Here is a 23,721-nt window from a genome sequence, read left to right as displayed (position 1 = left end):
TAAAATATACTTAAACTATAAGTCATACTTAAAAAGAAAAACAATGTCGAAACTGCACAAAACTTTTGAAAGTTTTTTGACGGCATGAAAACACAAGGTAGAATTTGTGGGAACACTCTTTTCAAAGATGTTTTTTTGCCGTAAACTGTATGTAGTACAGGGACGGCGGCCCGCAGAAAGGGCTTTTCCGCCGCCTGAAAACGCAAGCACAAGGAACTGCGGAGGAGAACTTCAATGATGAAGATGCTGCCGGGTCTCATGGGTCGAAACAACATTCGGGCATGTCAGGGGCATCGTGCAACTTTGTGCAAAGCGTCGGGAGAGCATACGCAGAATTAAAGGCCGTGGTACGGGTGTACCGCAGCCTTTTTTGTTTGTCGGTTGAGAAAGAGAGGTTTGGATATGGTTCGTAAAGTGGCTGTGATCATGGGTTCTGACAGCGATTGGCCGGTGGTAAAGGGCGCATGTGCCCAGCTGAAAGCGCTGGACATCCCTTTTGAGGCGCACATCCTTTCGGCACACCGCACCCCTGCCGGGGCAGCGGAGTTTGCCAAAAGCGCCCGTGCCAACGGCTTCGGCGTGATCCTGTGCGCAGCAGGCATGGCAGCACATCTGGCGGGTGCCTTTGCTGCCAACACCACCCTGCCGGTGATCGGCATTCCCATGAAGGGCGGTGCCATGGACGGCATGGATGCCCTGCTTGCCACGGTGCAGATGCCCAGCGGCATCCCGGTGGCAACGGTGGCTCTGAACGGTGCCAAGAACGCCGCATGGCTGGCTGCGGAAATTCTGGCTTTGAGCGACGACGCTCTGGCCGAAAAGCTGGCAGCAGAGCGCACCGCCATGGCCGCACAGATCGCTGCCAAAGAGGAAAAGCTGCAGGCTGAGATCGCCCAGCTGTAAAGGAGAACCAATGTCTGATTTTGCATATCCGCTGCACGAAGAATGCGGCGTTTTCGGTATTTACGACCGTGCCGGTACCGAGGATGTGGCCGCTGCGGCCTACTCGGCTCTGTATGCCCTGCAGCACCGTGGTCAGGAGAGCTGCGGCATCGCCGTGAACGATGATGGCGTGATCAACGGCCACCGCGACCTCGGCCTTGTGAACGAGGTGTTCACCCCGGCGGTGCTGGCAAGCATTTCCAAGCCCACCGCTCATATGGCGACCGGCCATGTGCGCTATGCCACTGCTGGCAGCCGCGTGCGGGCCAACGCACAGCCCATGATCGTGCGCCATGGCCGCGGCACCATGGCACTGTGCCACAACGGCAACCTGACCAACGCCATCGAGCTGCGCCGCCAGCTGGAAAATGAAGGTGCCATCTTCCACGGCTCCTCCGATACCGAGGTGATCTGCTACCTGATCACCCGCAACCGCCTGCGCATGGGCAGCATCGAGACCGCCATCAGCAAGACGATGGATGTGCTGGAGGGTGCCTACAGTCTGGTGATCATGTCGGCCACCAAGCTGATCGCCGTGCGCGACCCCCGCGGCTATCGGCCCCTGTGCATCGGCACGCTGCCCGGCGGCGGCTATGTGTTTGCCAGCGAGAGCTGTGCACTGGACGCTGCCGGTGCCACCCTGCTGCGGGACGTGGAGCCCGGCGAGATCGTGGTGACAGACGCAAAAACCGGTGAGCTGCGCAGCATCAAGGATCACTGCGGTCGGCCGGACACCCAGATGTGCGTGTTCGAGTTCATCTATTTCTCCCGCCCGGACAGCATCATCGAGGGCAGCTCGGTGCACGAGGCCCGCAAGCAGGCCGGCCGGTTCCTTGCACAGGAACACCCCGTGGAAGCGGACGTGGTCATCGGCGTGCCGGATTCCGGTCTGGATGCAGCTCTCGGCTACTCGCAGGAGAGTGGCATCCCCTATGGCATCGGCTTTATTAAGAATAAGTACATCGGCCGCACCTTCATTCAGGGCAGCCAGAAGCAGCGCGAGAACAGCGTGCGCATCAAGCTGAACGTGGTGTCCAGCACGGTCAAGGGCAAGCGCGTGGTGCTGGTGGATGATTCCATCGTGCGCGGCACCACATCTGCCCGCATCATCAAGCTGCTGCGGGATGCCGGTGCCACCGAGGTGCACTTTATGGTGTCGGCACCGCCGTTCAAGTACCCCTGCTACTTCGGCACTGACATCCCGGATCAGAAGCTGCTGGTGGCCACCGGCCGCACGGTCGAGCAGATCAATGAAGTGATCGGGGCCGATACGCTGGGCTACCTTTCCACTGAGCATGTTGTCCAGCTTGCAAAGAACGCAAAATGCGGATTCTGCACCGCCTGCTTTACCGGCGAATATGCCGTGAAGCCGGACGAGGTGCTTTCCACCGATATTCACGAACGCCACCTGAACGACCGTCCCAAGGACGAGAAAAAGTTAGGAGAGTAAGACCATGGAAAAAAGCTATTCTGAAAGCTATGCAGCCGCCGGTGTGGATATCACCGCCGGTTATCGCTCTGTTGAACTGATGAAGCAGTATGTGGCCCGCACCATGAACGAGCACTGCATTGGCGGTCTGGGCGGCTTTGGTGGCTTGTTTGAGCTGGACTGCACCGGCTACAAGCACCCGGTGCTGATCTCCGGCACCGACGGCGTGGGCACCAAGCTGAAAATTGCCATGATCATGGACAAGCACGATACCATCGGCATCGACTGCGTGGCTATGTGCGTGAACGATGTCATCTGCGCCGGTGCAAAGCCGCTGGTGTTCCTGGATTACATCGCCTGCGGCCGCAACATTCCCGAGAAGATCGCAGAGATCGTCAAGGGCGTGGCTGAGGGCTGCGTGCAGGCCGACTGCTCTCTGGTGGGCGGCGAGACTGCCGAGCACCCGGGCATGATGCCGGAGGAGGAGTACGATCTGGCCGGTTTCACCGTGGGTGTCGTGGATAAGGAAAAGATCCTGAGCAATGAGACCATGGCAGCCGGTGATGTGATCCTTGCCCTGCCTTCCACCGGTGTGCACTCCAACGGCTTCTCGCTGGTGCGCAAAATTTTTGATATCGACGGCAACCCCGATGTGCTGCACACTGCCCCTGCAGAGCTGGGCGGCAAGACGCTGGGCGAGGCCCTGCTGGCTCCCACCAAGATCTACGTCAAGCCTGTGCTCAAGGTGCTGGAAGAGGTGGATGTGAAGGGCATTTCCCACATCACCGGCGGCGGCTTCTACGAGAACATTCCCCGCAGCCTGAAAAAGGGCTGCTGCGCACGCATCAACAAGGCAGATGTCCGCACCCCGGCTCTGTTCCAGCTGATGCAGAAGACCGGCAATATCTCCGAGCACGATATGTTCAACACCTTCAACATGGGCGTTGGCATGGTGCTCACCGTCCCCGCAGAGCAGGCCGACAAGGCGCTGGACATCCTGCACGCAAACGGTGAGCCGGAAGCTTACCGTCTGGGCGTCATTGCAGAAGGTGAGGGCGTGGAGCTGTGCTGAACATTGCAGTTTTAGTCTCCGGCGGCGGCACCAACCTGCAGGCTCTGCTGGACAGCGAAGCCCGAGGCGAGAACCCCAACGGCAGGATCACCCTTGTGGTGGCCTCCAAGCCCGGTGTCTATGCGCTGGAACGGGCCGCAAAGGCCGGTGTGGAAGGCTGCGTGGTGCGCCGCAAGGATTACGCCAGTAGTGAGGATTTTGACGCAGCTCTGCTGAAAACGTTGAAAGACCACAACATCGATCTGGTGGTGCTGGCAGGCTTTCTGTCCGTGCTGGGGCCCAGTGTCATTGAAGCGTATCCCCGCCGCATCCTGAATGTGCACCCGGCACTCATCCCGTCTTTCTGCGGGCCCGGCATGTACGGTCTGCGTCCGCATGAGGCGGCTCTGGCCCGGGGCTGCAAGGTGACCGGTGCCACCGTCCACTTCGTGAACGAAGAGTGCGACGGCGGGCCCATCCTGCTGCAGAAGGCCGTGGACATCCTGCCCGGCGACACCCCCGAGGTGCTGCAGAAGCGCGTGATGGAGCAGGCCGAGTGGAAGCTGCTGCCCAAGGCCGTGGCTATGGTGTGCAGCGGAGAAATTGAGTGAAAACTCCTTCCGTCACGCCTGACGGCGTGCCACCTCCCTCAAGGAGGAAGCTGTCGCCGCAGGCGACTGGGGGAGTTCCGTAATAGGAGAATTTGACATGGAAAAGATCAACCTGAACGAGTATCTGGCATCCAACGAGTATCCCGGCCGCGGCATTGCTGTGGCAATGGCTCCGGATGGCCGCCAGATGTTCATTGGCTACTTTATCATGGGCCGCAGCGAGAACAGCCGCAACCGCGTGTTTGACCCTGTGCCCGAGCGCGGCGGCATCTGCACCATCGCAGCGGACCCCGCGAAGCTGGAGGACCCCAGCCTCATTATTTACAATCCGGTGCTGACGCTGGGCAAGACCCATATCGTGACCAACGGCGACCAGACCGATACCATTTATGACCTGATGAGTCAGGGCAAGAGCTTTGCCGATGCCCTGCGCACCCGCACCTTTGAGCCGGACGGCCCCAACTACACCCCCCGCATCTCCGCTGTGGTGTACGCCGACGGCAGCTATCAGATGAGCATTCTCAAGTCTGCGGACGGCAATGGCGACAGCGTGCAGCGCTATTTCTTTGATTACCCGCAGCCCGTTGCAGGCGAGGGCCATTTCATCAGCACCTACAAGCACAACGGAAATCCCATCCCCAGCTTTGAGGGTGAGCCGCTGCGCTTTGCCTGCCCCCGCACCATCGGCGATTTTGCACAGGGTCTGTGGAGCAGCCTGAACCCGGACAACAAGGTGAGCCTGTTTGCCCGGGTCATTGATCTGGACTCCGGCGAGACTGGCGACATGATCTTTAACAAGTACGATGCCGTGTGCAGCGATCTGGACGACCCCGAGGAGCCGGAGCTGCTGCCCGAAGAGCTGGAACTGCTCAAAAAGCTTGACGCAGAGGAAAAACAGGACTAAAACAATAGAGAAATAAGGAGGATGCACCAATGAACGAACTGGCACTGAAGTACGGCTGCAACCCCAACCAGAAGCCCAGCCGCATTTATATGGAAGATGGCTCTGACCTGCCGGTCACTGTGCTGAACGGCAAGCCCGGCTACATCAATTTTCTGGACGCGCTCAACTCCATCCAGCTGGTCAAGGAGCTGAAAGCTGCCTGCGGTCTGCCCGCAGCAGCTTCCTTCAAGCACGTTTCCCCGGCGGGCGCGGCTCTGGGCCTGCCGCTGACCGATGTGGAACGCAAGATGTACCACATTGCCCCGGATATGGAGCTGTCGCCGCTGGCAAATGCCTATGCCCGTGCACGCGGTGCGGACCGCATGTCCTCCTTTGGCGACTGGATCGCCCTTTCGGACATCTGCGATGTGCCCACCGCAAAGCTGATCCAGCACGAGGTGTCCGACGGCATCATCGCCCCGGGCTACGAGCCGGAGGCACTGGCTATCCTGTCCGGCAAGAAAAAGGGCAACTACAACGTGGTCGCCATCGACCCGGCCTACAAGCCCGCTCCCATCGAGCACAAGCAGGTGTACGGCATCACCTTTGAGCAGGGCCGCAACGAGCTGGTCATCAACGCCGACACCATGCTGAACAACTGGGTCACCGAGAACAAGGATGTGACCGAGGAGCAGAAGCGTGATCTGGTCATTGCACTCATCACCCTGAAGTATACTCAGTCCAACAGCGTGTGCTACACCTACCACGGCCAGACCATCGGCGTGGGCGCAGGCCAGCAGAGCCGCATCCACTGCACCCGTCTGGCAGGCCAGAAGGCTGACAACTGGCAGCTGCGCCACATGGATAAGGTGCTCAACCTGCCCTTCCGCGACGATGTGGCAAAGCCCAACCGCGACAACGCCATTGATGTTTACATCGGCGATACGCCCGAGGATGTGATTGGCGACGATGTGTGGGCCGAGACCTTTACCGAGCAGCCCGCCCCGCTGACCGCTGAGGAAAAGAAGGAATATCTGAGCAAGGTGAACGGCGTGTGCCTTGGCTCGGATGCCTTCTTCCCCTTCGGCGACAACATCGAGCGTGCCCGCCGCTCCGGCGTGACCGCCATCGTGCAGCCCGGCGGCTCCATCCGCGACCAGCAGGTCATTGACACCTGCAACAAGTACGGCATCGCAATGGCCTTCTGCGGCCTGCGGCTGTTCCATCACTAAGGGGAACGGGCTAGCCCTCTCAGTCTCGCATTTGCTCGACAGCTTACGCCCCTTTTTGTCACCTGCGGTGACATCTTTCCCCGGCACGGGGAAAGTCTATCAAAGGGAGAGCCCTTGGCAAAACCATAAACTTTGCAGGGATTGCCAAAGCCTCTCACTTTGGGAGAGGTGGCAGCGCGTGAGCGCTGACGGAGAGGGCAAGGCAGCTGACGGAAAGAACGAAAGTTTAGGAGAAAACGATATGGCTGAAAAAATTCTGGTAGTGGGCGGCGGTGGCCGCGAGCACGCCATCATCAAGGCACTGAAAAAGAGCCCTGACTGCGGCGAGATCTGGTGCGCACCCGGCAACGGCGGCATCAGCTATGACGCAAAGTGCAAAAACATCAAGTCTACCGATGTGGACACCATGGTGGGCTTTGCCGTAGAAGAAAAGTTCGATTACGTTGTGGTGGCGCAGGACGACCCGCTGGCTCTGGGCATGGTGGATGCGCTGGCAGCAGTGGGCATCCCAGCCTTTGGCCCGGATAAGGCCGCTGCCCGCATCGAGGCCTCCAAGGTGTTCTCCAAGGACCTGATGAAGAAATACGGCATCCCCACCGCAAAGTACGAGACCTTTGACGACCCCGCCAAGGTCATGGAGTACATCAAGGCCGAGGGCAAGTACCCGGTGGTCATCAAGGCCGACGGTCTGGCACTGGGCAAGGGCGTGCTCATCTGCGAGAACGAGCAGCAGGCTGCGGACGGCGTGAAGGAGATCATGCTGGATAAGAAATTCGGCGCATCCGGTAACCATGTGGTGGTGGAGGAATTCCTCACCGGCCCCGAGGTCAGTGTGCTGAGCTTTACGGACGGCAAGGTGGTCAAGCCCATGGTGTCCAGCATGGACCACAAGCGTGCCAACGACCACGACACCGGCCTGAACACCGGCGGCATGGGCACCATTGCTCCCAACCCCTACTACACCCCGGAAGTGGCCGCTGAGTGCATGGAGAAAATTTTCCTGCCCACCATCAAGGCCATGAACGCCGAGGGCTGCCCCTTCAAGGGCTGCCTCTACTTCGGCCTGATGCTCACCCCGGACGGCCCGAAGGTCATCGAGTACAACTGCCGCTTTGGTGACCCGGAGACGCAGGTGGTGCTGCCCCTGCTGGAAGGCGACCTGTTGCACATCATGCAGGCCTGCACGGGCGGCACGCTGGAAAACGAGGAGGTCAAGTTCTCGGACGGTGCTGCCGCCTGCGTCATTCTGGCTTCCGGCGGCTACCCGGTGGCTTACGAGAAGGGCAAGCCCATCACAGGTCTTGTGGACGGCCAGCTGCCCGGCGAGGAGAATGTGACGGTCTACCACTCCGGCACCGCCATCACCGAGGATGGCACCCTTGTCACGGCCGGCGGCCGTGTGCTGGGTGTCACCGCCACCGGCCCGCGGCTGACCAATGCACTGAGCCATGCCTATGAGGCGGCAGAGAAGATCAGCTTTGAGAAGCTGCACAAGCGCAGCGATATCGGCCTGCGAGCCCTGAAGGCACTGGCAGAGAAGGAATAAATGGCTCGCCCTCTCAGGCCGCTTCGCGTCCAGCTCTCCCAAAGGGAGAGCCCTTGGCAAAACCATGAACTTTGCGTGGACTGCCAAGGCCTCCCACTTTGGGGGAGGTGGCAGCGCGTGAGCGCTGACGGAGAGGGCGAGGACGCTAGATAAATTTTAGAATCATAAGGGGGAACCTACCCAATGGTCTATCGTATTTATGTGGAAAAAAAGCCCGGCTTTGATGTGGAAGCCACCGGCCTGAAAAATGAGCTGACCAGCCTGCTGGGCATCCAGTCGCTTACCGGTCTGCGTCTGCTGAACCGCTACGATGTGGAAGGCATCGACGAAGAACTGTTCAACCAGTGTGCAAACACCGTGTTCAGTGAGCCGCCGGTGGATAACACCTATGCCGAGCTGCCCGCCAGCGACGGCGTGTCCTTTGCAGTGGAGTATCTGCCCGGCCAGTTCGACCAGCGCGCCGACTCCGCTGCTGAGTGCATCCAGCTCATCAGTCAGGGCGAGCGCCCGCTGGTGCGCTCTGCCCGCGTCTATCTGCTGGAAGGCACCCTGACCGACGAGCAGGTGGCCGAGATCAAGAAATACGTCATCAACCCGGTGGAGGCCCGCGAGGCTTCGCTGGACACCAAGCAGACCCTGAAAATGGAGTACCCCGTGCCCGCCCCGGTCAAGGTGCTGGAGGGCTTCAACCAGCTGGACGAAGAGCAGCTGAAAAAGTTCATTGCGGACAACGGCCTTGCCATGGATCTTGGCGATATTGAGTTCTGCCAGAAGTATTTCCGCTCTGAGCACCGTGACCCCACCATCACCGAGATCAAGATGATCGACACCTACTGGTCCGATCACTGCCGCCACACCACCTTCGGCACCATTCTGGACGATGTGCAGATCGACGATGCCGTGGTGCAGAAGGCCTTTGACCGCTACATGGCCATGCGCGCCGATCTGGGCCGCGAGAACAAGCCCCGCTGCATGATGGACCTTGCCACCATCGGCGCCAAGGAGCTGAAGAAGCAGGGCATCCTGAAAAATCTGGACGAGTCCGACGAGATCAACGCCTGCACCGTCAAGATCAAGTGCGATGTGAACGGCAAGGACGAGGACTGGCTGTTCCTGTTCAAGAACGAGACCCACAACCACCCCACCGAGATCGAGCCCTTCGGCGGTGCGGCTACCTGCATCGGCGGTGCCATCCGTGACCCGCTGTCCGGCCGCAGCTACGTCTATCAGGCCATGCGCGTCACCGGCGCAGGCGACCCGCTCAAGCCGGTCAGCGAGACTCTGCCCGGCAAGCTGCCCCAGCGCAAACTGGTGACCACCGCAGCTGCCGGCTATTCCTCCTACGGCAACCAGATCGGCCTTGCTACCGGTCAGGTGGACGAGATCTATCATCCCGGCTATGTGGCAAAGCGCATGGAGATCGGTGCCGTTGTAGGCGCTACCCCCGCTTCCCACGTCCGCCGCGAGTGCCCCGCCCCCGGCGATGTCATCGTTCTGCTGGGCGGCCGCACCGGCCGTGATGGTGTGGGCGGTGCTACCGGTTCTTCCAAGGCCCACAAGCTGGACAGCCTTGAGCACTGCGGTGCCGAGGTGCAGAAGGGCAACGCTCCCATCGAGCGCAAGCTGCAGCGCCTGTTCCGCCGCGAGGATGCCTGCAGGATGATCAAGCGCTGCAACGACTTTGGCGCAGGCGGTGTGTCCGTTGCCATCGGTGAGCTGGCCGACGGCCTGTACATCGACCTGAACAAAGTCACCAAGAAGTACGAGGGTCTGGACGGCACCGAGCTGGCCATCAGCGAGAGCCAGGAGCGCATGGCTGTGGCGCTGGCCCCCGAGGACGTGGACAAGTTCATTGCTCTCGCCAACGAAGAGAACCTTGAGGCCACTCCTGTGGCAAAGGTGACGGCTGAGCCCCGCCTGAACATGGTGTGGAACGGCATGTCCATCGTGAACATCAGCCGCGAATTCCTGAACTCCAACGGTGCAGAGAAGCACCAGAAGGTCCATGTGGAAAAGGCCACGGTCTGGCAGCCCCAGTGGGAGGGCCTGACCTTCAGCCAGAAGATGAAGAACATGGTGGGCGATTTGAACATCTGCAGCAAGAAGGGCCTGTCTGAGCGGTTCGACTCCACCATTGGTGCCGCCACTGTGCTCATGCCCTTTGGCGGTGCCTATCAGTTGACCCCGCAGAACGCCATGGTGGCAAAGCTGCCGGTGGACGGCGAGACCAGCACCTGCTCCGGCATGGCATGGGGCTTCAACCCCTTCCTGATGAGCGCAGACCAGTACAAGGGCGCTCAGATGGCTGTCATCGAGAGCGTTACCAAGCTGGTGGCCTCCGGCTTCCGCTATGAGGATGCTTACCTCACCTTCCAGGAATATTTCGAGCGTCTGGGCACCGCCCCGGAGCGCTGGGGCAAGCCGCTGGCCGCTCTGCTGGGTGCACTGGATGCTCAGATGGGTCTGGGCATTGCATCCATCGGCGGCAAGGACAGTATGTCCGGCTCCTTTGAAAAGCTGGATGTGCCTCCCACGCTGGTCTCCTTTGCAACCGCCATCGGCAAGGCAAACAAGGTGGTGTCCACCGAATTCAAGAAGCCGGAGAGCACGGTAGTGCTGGTACGGCCCATCATCGACCCCGAGACCGGCTGCCCCAACTTCTTCTCCCTGAAGGCCAACTACAAGATCGTGGAGGACATGATCGAAGAGGGCATGGTGGCATCCGCCTGCTCTGTGGGCTACGGCGGCATTGCCGAGGCTCTGTTCAAGATGGGCCTTGGCAACCACATCGGCTTCAAGATGCGTGCGGATAAGACCACCCATGAGATGTTCCAGCCCATGTATGGCTCCATTGTTCTGGAAATGGTGTCCGATTCGCCCGCCGGTGAGATCCTGGGCGAGACCACCAAGGAATACGTCCTTGAAGCCTGCGGCGAAAAGCTGGATATGGCCCAGCTGCAGGAGATCTGGGAAGGCAAGCTGGAGCCGGTGTACCCCTACCGCAAGGCAGGCCCCACCGTGGAAAAAATCAACGGCAAGCTGACCGCACCCGCCGCACCCAAGATCGGTGTGGCAAAGCCCAAGGTCATCATTCCGGTGTTCCCGGGCACCAACTGCGAGTACGACACCGCCAAGGCCTTTGCCCGCGCCGGTGCCGACCCGGAGATCCTGGTCATCCGCAACCTGACCCCCGCCGACGTGGCCGAGAGCTGCAAGGCACTGGTCAAGGCCATCGATAACAGCCAGATCGTCATGCTGCCCGGCGGCTTCTCCGGCGGCGACGAGCCGGACGGCAGCGCAAAGTTTATTGCCTCCTTCTTCCGCAACCCGGAAGTCACCGAGGCGGTGCGCCGCCTGCTGCAGCAGCGCGACGGCCTGATGCTGGGCATCTGCAACGGCTTCCAGGCCCTCATCAAGCTGGGTCTGGTCCCCTACGGCGATATCCGCCCCATCACCGCTTACGATCCCACCCTGACCTTCAACACCATCGGCCGCCACCAGAGCATGCTGGTGCGCACCCGCATTGCATCCACCGGCAGCCCGTGGCTGTCCAAGTGCGAGGTGGGCGAACAGTTCACCGTTGCCATCAGCCACGGCGAGGGCCGCTTCGTGGCTCCGCAGGAGGTGCTGGACACCCTCATGAAGAATGGCCAGATCGCCACCCAGTATGTGGACATCGAGGGCAACCCCACCATGGACCAGCGCTATAACCCCAACGGCTCTGTGCTGGCGATCGAAGGCATCACCAGCCCGGATGGTCGTGTGTTCGGCAAGATGGGCCACTCGGAGCGTAGCGGCGAGTACCTGTACAAGAACGTTACCGGTGACAAATATCAGCCGATCTTTGAGGGCGGCGTGGACTATTTCAAGATTTGATGGTAGAATAGAGAAAAACTCCTTCCGTCATCGCTGATGCGATGCCACCTCCCTCGGAGAGGGAGGTTGAAAGGCCCCCTCCCCGAGGGGGCTGTCGCCGGAAGGCGACTGGGGGAGTCACTTTCAGGAGGAAACAATCAATGTCTCAGCATGATCGTTATATCAGCCCCTTTTCCACCCGCTATTCCTCGGACGAGATGCAGTATATCTTCTCGGACGATAACAAGTTCCGCACATGGCGCCGCCTGTGGGTGGCGCTGGCCAGGGCCGAAATGGAGCAGGGCCTGACCAACATCACCCCCGATATGGTGGCTGAGCTGGAAGCCCATGTGGACGATATCAACTATGAAGTGGCCATCGAGCGCGAAAAGCTGGTGCGCCACGACGTGATGAGCCATGTGTACGCCTACGGCCAGCAGTGCCCCAAGGCGGCCGGCATCATCCATCTGGGTGCCACCAGCTGCTATGTGGGCGACAACACCGACATCATCGTGATGCGTCAGGGTCTGGAACTGGTGCGCAAAAAGCTGATCGGTGTGTTGGCAAAGCTGGGCCGCTTCGCCGAGGAATACAAGGACATGCCCTGCATGGCCTACACTCACTGCCAGCCCGCTCAGCCCACCACTGTGGGCAAGCGCGCCACCCTGTGGGCCAACGAGCTGGTGATGGACCTGCAGGAGATCGACCACCGTCTTGCTGTTCTGCAGCTGCGCGGTGTCAAGGGTACCACCGGCACGCAGGCTTCCTTTATGGAGCTGTTCAAGGGCGATGCCGATAAGATCCGCGCCGTGGATGCTTCCATCGCCAAGGAGATGGGCTTTGCGCCCGAAGCGGTCATCCCCGTGTCCGGCCAGACCTACAGCCGCAAGGTGGATGCCTTCATCCTGAACGCCCTTGCCGGCATTGGCCAGAGCTGCATGAAGTTTGCCACCGACCTGCGTCTGCTGGCTAACTTCAAGGAGATGGAAGAGCCGTTTGAAAAGAACCAGATCGGTTCCTCCGCCATGCCTTACAAGCGCAACCCCATGCGCTGCGAGCGTATCTGCGCGCTGAGCCGCTACCTGATGGTAGATGTGCTGAACCCCAGCTTCACCACCGGCACCCAGTGGTTTGAGCGCACGCTGGACGACAGCGCCAACAAGCGTGTCGCCATGGCTGAGGGCTTCCTTGCCACCGACGCTATCCTGAACATCATGCTCAACGTCACCGACGGCATCGTGGTGTATCCCAAGGTGGTGCGCAGCCGTCTGATGGCAGAGCTGCCCTTCATGGCCAGCGAGAACATCATGATGCAGGCTGTGGAAAAGGGCGGCAACCGTCAGGAGCTGCACGAGCGTCTGCGCCAGCACGCCATCGCCGCCGGCAAGCAGGTCAAGGAAGAGGGCCTGCCCAACGATATGGTGGACCGTATTGCTGCCGACCCTGCCTTTGGCCTGACCCGCGAGGAGATCGTGGCGGGCCTTGTGCCGGAGAACTTTGTGGGCCGTGCACCGCAGCAGGTGGAGGAGTTCATCGCCAATGTGCTCAAGCCCATCTTCGATGCTAACCCCGACGCCGTGGAGCAGCACGCATCTTTGAGTGTTTGATTTTAAATGCTCTCCGCTTACGCTCTGAGCATAAACAGCGGAAGTTACAGTTTGTTTTGCAAGAAGGAGAAGCCTGTGGGCTTCTCCTTCTTGCTTTTTCACGAAAAGGGCCGGAAAGAAAAACTCCTTCAGCTGAACTTCGTGCGTCAGCCGTTCCCCTTTTTGTCACCTTTCGGTGACATCTTCCCCCGACCGGGGGAAGTCTTTCTCAAAGAGGGAGCCTCTGACGAAGAGGAAGAGTTTACCGTACGGCCAAAGCCTCACTAATAAAGGAAGGTGGCATTGCGCAGCGATGACGGAAGGAGTTCTCTTGCGCAAATCATTTTATCATGTTACACTAAAACTCCAAACCTATGTAAAAGGAGAACCGCGTATGCGATTGGATAAATACTTAGCCGAGACGGCCCAGTGCACCCGCAGCGAAGCTAAGGCGCTGCTTTCCAAAGGGCGGGTGCAGGTGAACGGTGCTGTCTGCAAAAAGGGAGACACCCAGCTCAGAGAAAGTGACACTGTGGCTGTGGATGGCAGAGCGCTCAGCTATCAGCAGTTCGTGTACATCATGCTCAACAAGCCCGAGGGCGTGGTGAGCGCTTCCACCGACAAGCGTGACACCACCGTGGTCGATCTGGTGAGGGATGCCTATCCCCGGCGGCAGCTGTTCCCGGCGGGAAGGCTGGACAAGACCAGCACCGGCTTTGTGCTGCTGACCGATGACGGCACCTTTGCCCACGACATCCTTGCTCCAAAGCGCCACGTCTCCAAGACCTACACCGTGGTGTTGGACACGCCGCTGACCGAGCAGATGCGCACCGGCTTTGCGGTGGGCGTGACCCTTGCCGACGGCACAGCGCTTTCGCCTGCGGAGGTGACGGCCCTTTCTGCCGATGGCTGCACTGTGCGGGTGGTGCTCAAGCAGGGCGTATACCACCAGATCAAGCGGATGTTCGGCGTGTACGGCGCAGGCGTGAACGGCCTGCACCGGGATGCCATCGGCGGCCTTGCACTCGACCCGGCCCTTGCACCGGGCCAGTGGCGGGAGCTTTCTGCCGAAGAAGTGTCAAAAATTTCCAGCTGACAGGGCCGGCTTTTCACCCGAATTTCAAAAAAGCAACACATTTTTCCGGTAGAATAGGGGGCAGAACCACGCAAAAAGGCACTTTTTTGGTTCAGAATGGCCCCTAAAGATAATATTCACAAGAAAAAACTATCTTTTTTGTTGAAATATGTTGCAAAAGTAAATTCTTTTGTGTAAAATATAAAATGTAATGCAGCTAAATTGTTAAAAATCACGACCGGCTGCCGCTGCGGTTTGCACAAACGAGGAAAAGGGGTATCCATTATGGCCAATAGAGTATTTCAAAGCGTGATCTACCAGATGAAAGACGCGATCAACCGGGTGGTCGGCGTGGTGGATGAGACCGGCGCTGTTATTTCCTGCTCGGAACTGAACCTGATCGGCGAGGTGCGCGAGGGTTTCATGGCGGAGCGTCTGACCGCAGGCGACCGCTTTGTGCGCGATGGCTACACCTATCAGCAGTTCTCCAGCGCCAAGCATAATGATTATGCAGTATTCGTGGAAGGCGTGGACGAGACGGCTGGTCAGTTTGCCGCCATGCTGTCCATCAGCCTGCAGAGCATCAAGCAGTACCACGACGAAAAGTTTGATAAGTCCAACTTTATCAAGAATGTGGTGCTGGATAACATCCTGCCCGGCGATATCTATGCCAAGGCCCGTGAGCTGCACTTTGCCACCGATGTTTCCCGCGTGGTGTTCATCGTGCGTGTTACCAGCGGCGGCGATATCTCCGCCTACGATGTGGTCAGCAGCCTGTTCCCCGACAAGCAGAAGGACTTTGTGTTCAATATCAGCGAGACGGATACCGTGCTGGTCAAGGAGATCCGCAAGGGCATCGACCGCACCGATATGGAAAAGCTGGCTGCCAGCATCGTGGATACCCTGTCCGGCGAGCATTACATCAAGGCTGTGGTGGGCATCGGCACCCCCATCTCCAACGTGAAGGATCTGGCTACCTCCTTCAAGGAAGCACAGATCGCCATGGAAGTGAGCAAGGTGTTCGACACCGAAAAGCAGATCATCCGCTACGATAATCTGGGCATTGCACGCCTGATCTATCAGCTGCCCACCACCGTGTGCGAGATGTTCCTGCGCGAGGTGTTCAAGCAGGGCAGCATCGAAAGCCTGGATCAGGAGACCCTGTTCACCATCCAGCGCTTCTTCGAGAATAACCTGAATGTGTCTGAAACCAGCCGCGGCCTGTTTGTGCACCGCAACACGCTGGTGTATCGTCTGGAAAAGATCAAAAAGCTGACTGGTCTGGATCTGCGTGAGTTCGACGATGCTATCGTCTTTAAGGTAGCACTGATGGTCAAGAAGTACCTGTCCAACAATCCGGCCAAATACTAATAAGCTGCAGGCTCTGCCTGCAGTGCAGAACCGGCCGCTCGAAACCGATGCTGGCCGGTTCTTTTTGCTGTGAAAACAGATTCTAATGTCAGGAGCTAATATTACCCTATGATCGATTTAGAACACGTTTCCAAGGAATATAAACGGGGCGGACCGCTGGCACTGGACGATATCAATCTCCATGTGGACGACGGCGAGTTCGTGTTCCTGCTGGGTCATTCCGGCGCAGGCAAATCCACCCTGCTCAAGCTGTTGTTGCGCGAAGAGCTGCCCAGTGAGGGCAAGGTGACCGTGCTGGGCAAGGATGTTGCCTGCCTGCACCGCCATCAGGTGCCGTATCTGCGCCGTCAGATGGGCATTATCTTTCAGGATTTCCGGCTGATCCCCACCATGACTGTGTACGAGAACATCGCCTTTGCCATGCATGTGACCAACGTCAAGCGCCGGGAGATCAGCGACCGTGTGGAGTACATGCTGGAGCTGGTGCATCTGGAGGATAAGGCCAAGGCCTATCCGGACACCCTTTCCGGCGGTGAACAGCAGCGTGTGGCTGTGGCCCGCGCCCTTGCCCACGGCCCCAAGCTGGTCATTGCGGACGAGCCCACTGGCAATATCGACCCGGAATTGAGCCTGGAAATGATGGAGCTGCTGGAGCGGGTGAGCGAAATGGGCATCACCGTGGTGGTCGTTACCCATGAGCACGAGCTGGTGCGCCAGTTCCACCAGCGCGTCGTCACCCTGAAAAAGGGCCGCATCATTTCGGATGTGCCTGCCGACAAGGAAGCCATCCGCGCACGCGCAGAGCGCAAAGAACGCCTGTTCGAGACCGAGCTGGAACCTGCTGACACCGCAGAAAAGGAGGCGGCCACCGTATGATGAGACCTTCTACCTTCTTTTTTCTGATCCGGCGCGGCATCCGCAATCTGGGCAAGCACTGGGCCATGACCTTTGTGTGCATCCTGTCCCTCAGTGTCTGTATGACCCTGAACACCTTTGCAAGCCTTGCCGAGGTGAATGTGGACAGCATGGTGAACTATCTGGGCAGCCAGAACGAGACCGTGGTCTATCTGGACCCGGAGTGTGATGATGCCACTGCGCAGGCCGTGGGCGAAAAGCTGGCGGCAATGCCCGGCGTGACCAATGTGCAGTTCGTCTCCAAGCAGGACGTGCTGAACACCTACCGCAATTACATGGAAGATTACTCCTCCCTGTGGGATGAGTTTGAAAATGACAACCCCTTCAAGGCCAACTACCGCGTTTCCATCGCGGATCTGAGCCAGATGGAGAGCATGAGCAAGCAGATGCAGGCCATTCAGGGCGTGTACAGCGTTACCGCCCCGGTGGAAATGACCAACGTCTTTGTGCAGGTGCAGCGCTCTGTTACCAAAGTGGGCCGCGGCATCGTGCTGGTGCTGATGGTCGTCAGCATCATCACGGTGGGCAGCACCATCCGCCTGAGCGTGTTTGCGCGCCGCCGCGAAATTGAGATCATGAAGTACGTGGGCGCCACCAACGGTCTGGTCACTCTGCCCTTCGTTGTGGAAGGTCTGACCATGGGCCTGATCTCCGGCGTGCTCACTGCAGCGATTAGTCTGGGCGGCTACTCCTACATGGTGCAGGCCTCCGACGGTCTGGGCGGCGTGTGGGAAATGATCATGGGTCAGGCACTGGTGCCGGTGAGCGCCGTCTGGTCCACTATCATCCCGTACAGCCTCATCGGCGGTGCCGTTGTGGGTGGTCTGGGCAGTATGTTCTCCATCCGCAAGCACCTGAACGTGTGATCGAAAGGAGCCGCACATGAAAAAAGCACTTCATGCAAAGCCCTTCCGCCTGCAGATGCCCGGCCATACGCCGCGCCATGCACGGCCGGAGCCTGCCCGCAGCAAGCTGCTGCGCGGCGTGAGTCTGTGCCTGGCGGCGGTATGCCTTGCGGCAAGCGTCAGCTTCCAGCCGGCCACGGCAGCCACCAGCATGGCCAGCCTGCAGAACAAGCTGAACAGCCTTTCCAAATCCATCGACCAGCACAAGAAGGAGCTTTCGGACGCAAAGAAAAAGGAAGCTGCTGCAAAAGCGCTGGAAACTGAGCTAAAGGATCGCGTGGGCATCATTCAGTCTCAGATCAGCGTGCTGAGCACCCAGATCGCTGCTGTGCAGAACAACATTGGCCAGACCGAGCAAAAGATCACCGCCAAGGAAGGCGAGATCACCCAGAAGCAGGCCGAGATCGACAGCCAGTGGGGTGATTTTAAAAAGCACATGGCTGCCATGCAGGAGCTGCGCGACGGCGGCAGTGTGGCCATGCTGAGCGCAGTGAACGACCTGTATGAGCTGCTCACCTTCAACGAGGTCATGCAGGATATCTCCATCAAAGATACCGAGATCATGGACAACATGAAGGCGGCCAAGTCTGAACTGGAAGCGGACAAGGTGGAACTGGAGGCCCAGCGCAAGGAACTGCAGAGCCAGAAGGCGGAGCTGGATACCCAGAACTACCAGATGAAGGCAAAGCAGAGCGAGCTGAACAGCAGCATTTCTGCGGCGCAGCTTTCTGCACAGGATGCCCAGAAGGCCCAGCAGACGGCACAGGCCGCTATTGAATCGGACGAGCTGAACTATGAGGCCGTCAAGAAAGAGATCCAGAAGCTGATCGCGGCCGCTGCATCCAGCAAGCCGCAGCTGAGCTTTACCGGCTTTGCCTGCCCGCTGAAGAGATATACCCGCATTTCCAGTGAGTACGGCTGGCGCAAGAACCCGGTGTCCGGCGTGAACAGACTGCATGCCGGCATTGATCTGGCTGCGCCGGGCGGTACCCCCATCTACGCAGCCGCAAGCGGCTATGTGCAGGTGGCGGGCTGGTCCAGCGGCGGCTATGGCAACTATGTCATCATCTACCACGGCAGCATGTCGGACGGCAACGCCTACAGCACCCTGTACGGCCATATGAAGTCGGTAGCCACCAGTGCGGGCAAGTATGTCAAGCAGGGTGAGCTGATCGGCTACGTTGGTTCCACCGGCAACTCTACCGGCAACCACCTGCATCTGGAAGTCTGGAAGGGCGGCAGCAAGGCCAATGCGGTCAATCCGCGCGGTTATATCCCGTTCCCGCACAACTGAGTGTATTTATAAGGAGTCTGGTATTCTATGAACGAACAAAAACATAAGCGTTTGCTGCGCATCGGCTGCCTTTTGCTGGCAGGCGTGTTTGCACTTTCGCTGCTGAGCAGTGTGATCATGATGCTGCTGTATTAACAGGGAGGGGCAAGCATGAACCGTAAGATCTCTGTGGGCATGGCTGTCACCATTGTGATCCTTGCCATGACCGTGACCTTTTCCATTACCATGCTCATTGCCATGCGTCTGTTTGACAGCACGGTGAGCAGCGTGAAGGAAAAGGAGAGCATGTACAACAAAGTGGCCGAGGTGGACCGCTATGTGCGCAGCAACGACTACTACACCATTGATGAAACGGTGCTGTACGACCGCCTGACCGCAGGCTACCTGCTGGGTACCGGCGACAAGTACGCCCGTTACTACACCGCCAACGCCTACACCGAGCTGATGAACCAGCAGAGCGGCAAGGTGATGGGCATTGGCGTGGAGCTTGGCATGGACCAGACCGGCTATGCCAGAGTGACCAGGGTGTATGAGGACTCGCCTGCGCAGGAAGCCGGTATCGTGGTGGGCGATTACATCACTGCTATTGACGGCACCGATGTGAAGAGCCTTTCCGGGGTGGATGCCGTGCAGTCCCGCCTGCAGGGCGAAGCCGGCACCATCGTCAATGTTACATGGCTCGACAGCAAGGCTGCTTCCCGGACGACGGACCTGACCCACTCCGGCTACACCAGCACCACCGTGGACTACCAGATGCTGGACAGCGTGGGTTACATCAAGATCCGCCAGTTCGACGGCAGCACGCCCAGCGAGCTGGACTATGCCATCCGGTCTCTCACTACCAGCGGTGCCCAGAGCCTTGTGTTCGACCTGCGCGATAACGGCGGCGGCGTGTTGGATGATGCCATCAGCTGCATCGACCTGATCGCCCCGGAAGGCACTGTGGCCTATGCCGAGGATAAGAACGGAAACCGCACCATCATTGGCAGCAGCGACGATGAGAGCAAGGTGGAGCTGCCCATCGTCTGTCTGGTCAACGGCAACACTGCCAGCGCAGCAGAGCTGTTTGCTGCCAGCCTGCGCACCATGAACGGCGCACGTCTGGTGGGCACCACCACCATGGGCAAGGGAACCATCCAGAGCAGCCCGCAGCGCCTTTCGGATGGCAGCGCCGTGAGCATCACGGTGGCAAAGCTCATCTGCGGCGACGGCTCCTGCTTTGATGGCACCGGCCTGAGCGTGGATGTGGAGCGTGCCCTCAGTGCCGAAGAGACCACGAATTTCTACGATTATACCCCCGAGGATGACCCGCAGATCCAGCGTGCGGTCAGCGCAGCACAGCAGCTGAGCGGTACCACGACTCTGGGCGGTGTCAACGAAGCAGCTTCTTCGGCTGCTGCTTCCGAAGAAGCCGACAGCGCTTCCACTGAGCCGGAGAACGCTTCCTCTGAGGAAACGGCTTCCTCCACCGAAGCAGAAGCCGGCGGCGAAGCAGCATCCAGCGCAGAATAAAGGGTAAAACCGGCAGAAAGGCTGCATGGACTTCTTTTTGTAAAAAGGAAACCGGTTTATTGCGGTGCTGTTTGCCGTACGCATGTTCCTTTCTTGAAACGGCTTTTGATCGCGCCCGTAGGGCGCGGTGATGCTGCCTGCCGTACCGACTCCTCACGTGAAAAGGCGTTTTGGAGTGCCCCGCAGCGCTCCCGTTTACCGTACCGATCCCTTCTCGTGAAAATGCAACCCAGCCAGACCCGCAGGTCTGGCTGGGTTGCCATATTATAATAATATTTCCGCTGAATATGCCCAAAGCGACGCGGAGGGCATTCAAATCGTACTATGAAAAAGGATGGAATCTATGCCCGAACTGACCGACCTCTCGGTGATCCGCGCCCTGTGTGAAAAATACGATTTTGCACTCTCCAAGGGTTTTGGACAGAACTTTATCATCAACCCGGGCCTGCCGCCCAAGATTGTGGATGCCAGCGGCGTGGATAAGCGCTATGGTGTCATTGAAATCGGCCCCGGCATCGGTGTGCTGACCCGGGAACTGGCAAAGCGCGCCGCCAAGGTGGTGTCCATTGAGGTGGACGAACGCCTGCCACCGCTGCTGGCCGAAACGATGGCCGGAGTGGACAATTTCAAACTGGTATTACAGGATGTACTGAAAGTTGACCTGAAGGCTCTTATTGCGGAAGAATTCCCTGGTATGCCGGTGGCTGTGTGCGCCAACCTGCCCTACTACATCACCAGCCCCATCGTCATGAAGCTGCTGGGCGACCGCCTGCCCATTGAAAGCCTGACCGTCATGGTACAGAAGGAAGCTGCCGACCGTCTGGCTGCTGCGCCCGGCACCCGTGCATCCAGCGCCATCAGCTGCGCGGTGAGCTACTATGCCACCTCCAAAATGATGTTCACCGCTGCGCCCGGCAGTTTTTACCCGGCCCCCAAGGTGACCAGCGCCGTGGTGCGCATGGAGATCCGTCCGCAGCCCGCTGTGCAGGTGGAGGACGAAGAAGGCTATTTTGCGCTGGTGCGTGCCGCCTTCGGACAGCGCCGCAAAACGGCTGCAAACGCCATTGCCAGCGGCCTGGGGATGTCCAAGGACGCGGTGACAGCCGCCATTGAAGCCGCCGGTTTTGATGCCCGCATCCGCCCGGAAGCCCTCACACTGGAGGATTTTGCAAAGATCCAGCAGGCCCTTGCCCGGTGAAGCAGCCCGCTGCTCAAAAAAGAATACAACAGACTTTGAAACTCACAGGAGCCGTCCGCGGTTCCTGTGGGGTTTTTATGATAATAGAATCGAATGGTTCGATTTTATTATCGATGTATTGCGTTGAAAATTCCTGGTATCAAAACGTGATACAACAGAAAAGAATGCTAAAAGCAGACGAAAGCATGAACTGATGGCAATGGCACCTCATTTGTTAAACGGTATAGTATACTGTTTGAGGAATGGGTTTTTTGCGCGCCAAGAAGATATTGACAAGCCGCGCGTTTTTTGGTATTCTATCAAAAGACCGCTTGGTCCATGCTGGTGTGGCGCAATGGCAGCGCAACTGATTTGTAATCAGTGGGTTGCAGGTTCAACTCCTGTCACCAGCTCCAAAAAGCCGCTCAGGAACGTTGATTTCTGGGCGGCTTTTGCTTTTGTGTTTTTGCTTTCGACACAAAAATCCAAAAATTCCGCAAAAGATGTTGACAAACTACCATCCGGGTGGTAATATATACAGGCAATCCATGGACTGCAAAACTGAATATGGGCGTGTTCCCGAGTGGCCAATGGGGACAGACTGTAAATCTGCTGCTTTCAGCTTCGGTGGTTCGAATCCACCCGCGCCCACCAAACAAGAAAAATCCGAACCTGTTTCCGATTGGAGAAGGGTTCGGATTTTTCGTTTTCTTCGGGTTTGAAAATGAAGGCTCCCGTGGACGACGCAAAACTCCGATACCTTGTCATAGACCGTAAGCCACTAACAAGATTTGGAGGGTATGATTATGAAGTACGATGCAAGGGCTTGCCATTTCAACATGGATACCGGGTGCGTGGAACTGCTACTCCGGGATGGGAGAAAAATTTTCATTGACGGCACCGGGGTCGAGGATGCGCTGGACGTGACTATGGCACAGCAGACGGAACTGGACTACCTCATCTACAATGATCCGCTGGGCTATGCAGATTTGATTCTGAACGGTGACCCGGAGGAATATTTGAAGAATGTGGCCGGGAGCCATAGGTTAGAAGATTAAGGACAAAAAAATAAAGTGTTCTTCCAGAAAGTCTAGCATCCGACCGATACCGTCCGTCAGACGCTCGGTGAAGCCGCGTTCCTCATGCAGCTCAGATTGCAGATAATAATTCTCGTCCCGCAGCCTACGGTTTTCCTGTTCAAGCCGCTGCTGCCGCTGTGCTTCTTCCAGCCGCTTTTGCATGGACGGCACTTGCGACCGCAGACGGGTGTTTTCCGCTGTCAACTCTTTTACCTTTTGCCGATCCGTCACGCTGCGCAGCGCCATTTTCTTTAATTGCTCGACTTGATCCACCGTCACGCCCTTTACTGCCCCTGTGAGCGTCTTTTCTGGCTGAATATCCTTCATGGATACATTTACCCTGTCTGCCTCCTTTAAGAGCCGTACAGTGCCTTTCAGAGCGTCTCGTTGCCGTTCCAGCTCGGCAACTTCCTGCTCAACTGCCGCTGTCTGCTGCTGCACCGCTTCCAGTCTCGCCGCCGCTTCCTTGAACTGCGGTAAGTCCATGTGTGGTCTGTTCGTGCCGAGAGAGATAATTTCAAAATCGTGCCGCTGGGCAATCTCCGTCAGAGCTTCTTTCTCTCGCTCCATCCACGCCGCCCATTCAGTCTGCTTTCTGCCGACACCAACAAACCCCTGCTGCTTCAACGCCTGTTTCATGGATACCCTGGTCGCAAGTCCTCTGGACTGCTCCGTTGCCACAGGGATAAAATCGACATGGAGATGGGGCGTTGCCTCGTCCATGTGCAGCACCATATTGAACACCCGCAGATGGGGGTTGCGTTCTGCAAAGGAATCCGCAAAATCTTTCAGAGCTGCCGCAGCCCGTTCTCCATCCGGCGTACCGCACCCACAGTCGCTCATGTTGCCGATCTGGAAGATCGCTTCATGGAACAGCTTTTCCTGTTTGCTCTGCCGGATATGCTCATAGTAGTCCGGTATCTTATCTCTCGTTTTGGTTTTCTTTGCGTTGTAGGCTGTGAGAGCTTCATCAAAAACCATGTGGTAGACCTGCTTCAGATCCTCGTTGCAAAAAGTGATATTCTGCTCCGTTCGGCTCTGGTCTACATTCGCCGCAGAGAAGCTACGGTTGTTGTGCCGGATGCTTCCCGCACCTGTCATGCCCGAAATCGTAACTCCCATAAAATCGCCCCCTTTCCGCTTAATCTTCCGTTCTCTATTTTATCATAAACTTCCGCTAAAAACAACCTCTTTGTTACTTTCTGGTGAGAAAGTAACGCAAAAGCACTTTCACACCGCCGCCCCCTTTTGTGCCCGG

General features: G+C 58.2%; 18 protein-coding genes and 2 tRNA genes. 19 read left to right on the top strand and 1 reads right to left on the bottom strand.

Translation table 11 applies throughout. The features are described 5' to 3' along the window. The first annotated feature begins 402 nt into the window (after window positions 1-402). The 19 genes from purE (at window position 403) to MTP41_RS03825 (ending at window position 22,442) form a co-directional block, all read left to right on the top strand. On the top strand, window positions 403-903 hold the full coding sequence (purE, locus tag MTP41_RS03915; RefSeq protein WP_097775213.1) for a 5-(carboxyamino)imidazole ribonucleotide mutase: 501 nt from the start codon (window positions 403-405) through the stop codon (window positions 901-903). A 10-nt stretch (window positions 904-913) separates the two neighbouring features. Next, window positions 914-2,392, top strand: coding sequence for an amidophosphoribosyltransferase (gene purF / locus MTP41_RS03910; protein ID WP_249236246.1), 1,479 nt, complete (start codon window positions 914-916; stop codon window positions 2,390-2,392). A gap of 4 nt (window positions 2,393-2,396) precedes the next feature. Then, on the top strand, window positions 2,397-3,443 hold the full coding sequence (gene purM / locus MTP41_RS03905) for a phosphoribosylformylglycinamidine cyclo-ligase (RefSeq protein WP_249236245.1): 1,047 nt from the start codon (window positions 2,397-2,399) through the stop codon (window positions 3,441-3,443). Continuing rightward, complete coding sequence (gene purN / locus MTP41_RS03900; RefSeq protein WP_005944461.1) at window positions 3,437-4,033, top strand: phosphoribosylglycinamide formyltransferase; 597 nt, start codon at window positions 3,437-3,439, stop codon at window positions 4,031-4,033. Before purM ends, purN begins: the two co-directional genes overlap by 7 nt. Window positions 4,034-4,130: 97 nt before the next feature. After that, window positions 4,131-4,937 carry an IMP cyclohydrolase gene (locus MTP41_RS03895; protein ID WP_097775216.1) on the top strand — a complete coding sequence of 269 codons (807 nt, stop codon included), beginning with the start codon at window positions 4,131-4,133 and terminating at the stop codon, window positions 4,935-4,937. A 29-nt stretch (window positions 4,938-4,966) separates the two neighbouring features. Continuing rightward, window positions 4,967-6,148, top strand: coding sequence for a phosphoribosylaminoimidazolecarboxamide formyltransferase (locus MTP41_RS03890; protein ID WP_154255590.1), 1,182 nt, complete (start codon window positions 4,967-4,969; stop codon window positions 6,146-6,148). Window positions 6,149-6,389: 241 nt separating this feature from the next. Further along, the gene (purD, locus tag MTP41_RS03885; RefSeq protein ID WP_120120283.1) at window positions 6,390-7,694 is read left to right on the top strand and encodes a phosphoribosylamine--glycine ligase; all 1,305 of its coding nucleotides are present in this window, start codon (window positions 6,390-6,392) and stop codon (window positions 7,692-7,694) included. A gap of 183 nt (window positions 7,695-7,877) precedes the next feature. After that, complete coding sequence (locus MTP41_RS03880; protein ID WP_249236244.1) at window positions 7,878-11,570, top strand: phosphoribosylformylglycinamidine synthase; 3,693 nt, start codon at window positions 7,878-7,880, stop codon at window positions 11,568-11,570. 140 nt (window positions 11,571-11,710) lie between these two features. Beyond that, window positions 11,711-13,156 carry an adenylosuccinate lyase gene (gene purB, locus MTP41_RS03875; protein ID WP_097775220.1) on the top strand — a complete coding sequence of 482 codons (1,446 nt, stop codon included), beginning with the start codon at window positions 11,711-11,713 and terminating at the stop codon, window positions 13,154-13,156. A 373-nt stretch (window positions 13,157-13,529) separates the two neighbouring features. Further along, window positions 13,530-14,231: a pseudouridine synthase gene (locus MTP41_RS03870; RefSeq protein WP_249236243.1), complete on the top strand. Its 702-nt coding sequence runs from the start codon at window positions 13,530-13,532 to the stop codon at window positions 14,229-14,231. A 264-nt stretch (window positions 14,232-14,495) separates the two neighbouring features. Beyond that, window positions 14,496-15,581 (top strand): PucR family transcriptional regulator, encoded by a 1,086-nt coding sequence (locus MTP41_RS03865; RefSeq protein ID WP_005944450.1) that lies wholly within the window; start codon window positions 14,496-14,498, stop codon window positions 15,579-15,581. 108 nt (window positions 15,582-15,689) lie between these two features. After that, window positions 15,690-16,457: a cell division ATP-binding protein FtsE gene (gene ftsE, locus MTP41_RS03860; RefSeq protein ID WP_120020907.1), complete on the top strand. Its 768-nt coding sequence runs from the start codon at window positions 15,690-15,692 to the stop codon at window positions 16,455-16,457. After that, window positions 16,454-17,362 carry a cell division protein FtsX gene (locus MTP41_RS03855; RefSeq protein WP_249236242.1) on the top strand — a complete coding sequence of 303 codons (909 nt, stop codon included), beginning with the start codon at window positions 16,454-16,456 and terminating at the stop codon, window positions 17,360-17,362. The genes ftsE and MTP41_RS03855 overlap by 4 nt, the downstream gene beginning before the upstream one ends. Window positions 17,363-17,378: 16 nt before the next feature. After that, a complete protein-coding gene (locus MTP41_RS03850) occupies window positions 17,379-18,695 on the top strand; it encodes a murein hydrolase activator EnvC family protein (RefSeq protein WP_249236241.1) in 1,317 nt (438 codons plus the stop codon). Window positions 18,696-18,845: 150 nt separating this feature from the next. Continuing rightward, window positions 18,846-20,207, top strand: coding sequence for a S41 family peptidase (locus MTP41_RS03845; protein WP_097776498.1), 1,362 nt, complete (start codon window positions 18,846-18,848; stop codon window positions 20,205-20,207). Window positions 20,208-20,550: 343 nt separating this feature from the next. Next, window positions 20,551-21,405, top strand: coding sequence for a 16S rRNA (adenine(1518)-N(6)/adenine(1519)-N(6))-dimethyltransferase RsmA (gene rsmA / locus MTP41_RS03840; protein ID WP_097775225.1), 855 nt, complete (start codon window positions 20,551-20,553; stop codon window positions 21,403-21,405). Window positions 21,406-21,725: 320 nt separating this feature from the next. Continuing rightward, window positions 21,726-21,800: transfer RNA gene (locus tag MTP41_RS03835), tRNA-Thr, on the top strand. A gap of 153 nt (window positions 21,801-21,953) precedes the next feature. Then, a tRNA-Tyr gene (locus MTP41_RS03830) sits at window positions 21,954-22,038 on the top strand. A 152-nt stretch (window positions 22,039-22,190) separates the two neighbouring features. Further along, entirely contained in the window at window positions 22,191-22,442 is a 252-nt protein-coding gene (locus MTP41_RS03825; RefSeq protein WP_249236240.1) for a DUF6061 family protein, read from the top strand. On the opposite strand, the gene MTP41_RS03820 is transcribed toward MTP41_RS03825, so the two are convergent. Continuing rightward, entirely contained in the window at window positions 22,431-23,585 is a 1,155-nt protein-coding gene (locus tag MTP41_RS03820) for a plasmid recombination protein (RefSeq protein ID WP_243130343.1), read from the bottom strand. The genes MTP41_RS03825 and MTP41_RS03820 overlap by 12 nt on opposite strands. Window positions 23,586-23,721: the final 136 nt, after the last annotated feature.

It is taken from the genome of Faecalibacterium sp. I4-3-84 (assembly GCF_023347255.1).
GTDB classification, from domain to species: Bacteria; Bacillota; Clostridia; order Oscillospirales; family Ruminococcaceae; genus Faecalibacterium; species Faecalibacterium taiwanense.
This window is presented reverse-complemented; position numbering and strand designations above follow the sequence as displayed.

What these genes read in the sequence shown, in the direction of transcription:
- purM (WP_249236245.1), top strand. Translation starts at nt 2,397, where the DNA reads ATGGAAAAAAGCTATTCTGAAAGCTATGCAGCCGCCGGTGTGGATATC.
- MTP41_RS03845 (WP_097776498.1), top strand. Translation starts at nt 18,846, where the DNA reads ATGAACCGTAAGATCTCTGTGGGCATGGCTGTCACCATTGTGATCCTT.
- purE (WP_097775213.1), top strand. Translation starts at nt 403, where the DNA reads ATGGTTCGTAAAGTGGCTGTGATCATGGGTTCTGACAGCGATTGGCCG.
- MTP41_RS03855 (WP_249236242.1), top strand. Translation starts at nt 16,454, where the DNA reads ATGATGAGACCTTCTACCTTCTTTTTTCTGATCCGGCGCGGCATCCGC.
- MTP41_RS03880 (WP_249236244.1), top strand. Translation starts at nt 7,878, where the DNA reads ATGGTCTATCGTATTTATGTGGAAAAAAAGCCCGGCTTTGATGTGGAA.
- MTP41_RS03820 (WP_243130343.1), bottom strand. Translation starts at nt 23,585, where the DNA reads ATGGGAGTTACGATTTCGGGCATGACAGGTGCGGGAAGCATCCGGCAC.
- ftsE (WP_120020907.1), top strand. Translation starts at nt 15,690, where the DNA reads ATGATCGATTTAGAACACGTTTCCAAGGAATATAAACGGGGCGGACCG.
- MTP41_RS03870 (WP_249236243.1), top strand. Translation starts at nt 13,530, where the DNA reads ATGCGATTGGATAAATACTTAGCCGAGACGGCCCAGTGCACCCGCAGC.
- purB (WP_097775220.1), top strand. Translation starts at nt 11,711, where the DNA reads ATGTCTCAGCATGATCGTTATATCAGCCCCTTTTCCACCCGCTATTCC.
- MTP41_RS03895 (WP_097775216.1), top strand. Translation starts at nt 4,131, where the DNA reads ATGGAAAAGATCAACCTGAACGAGTATCTGGCATCCAACGAGTATCCC.
- MTP41_RS03825 (WP_249236240.1), top strand. Translation starts at nt 22,191, where the DNA reads ATGAAGTACGATGCAAGGGCTTGCCATTTCAACATGGATACCGGGTGC.
- MTP41_RS03865 (WP_005944450.1), top strand. Translation starts at nt 14,496, where the DNA reads ATGGCCAATAGAGTATTTCAAAGCGTGATCTACCAGATGAAAGACGCG.
- MTP41_RS03850 (WP_249236241.1), top strand. Translation starts at nt 17,379, where the DNA reads ATGAAAAAAGCACTTCATGCAAAGCCCTTCCGCCTGCAGATGCCCGGC.
- rsmA (WP_097775225.1), top strand. Translation starts at nt 20,551, where the DNA reads ATGCCCGAACTGACCGACCTCTCGGTGATCCGCGCCCTGTGTGAAAAA.
- purD (WP_120120283.1), top strand. Translation starts at nt 6,390, where the DNA reads ATGGCTGAAAAAATTCTGGTAGTGGGCGGCGGTGGCCGCGAGCACGCC.
- purF (WP_249236246.1), top strand. Translation starts at nt 914, where the DNA reads ATGTCTGATTTTGCATATCCGCTGCACGAAGAATGCGGCGTTTTCGGT.
- MTP41_RS03890 (WP_154255590.1), top strand. Translation starts at nt 4,967, where the DNA reads ATGAACGAACTGGCACTGAAGTACGGCTGCAACCCCAACCAGAAGCCC.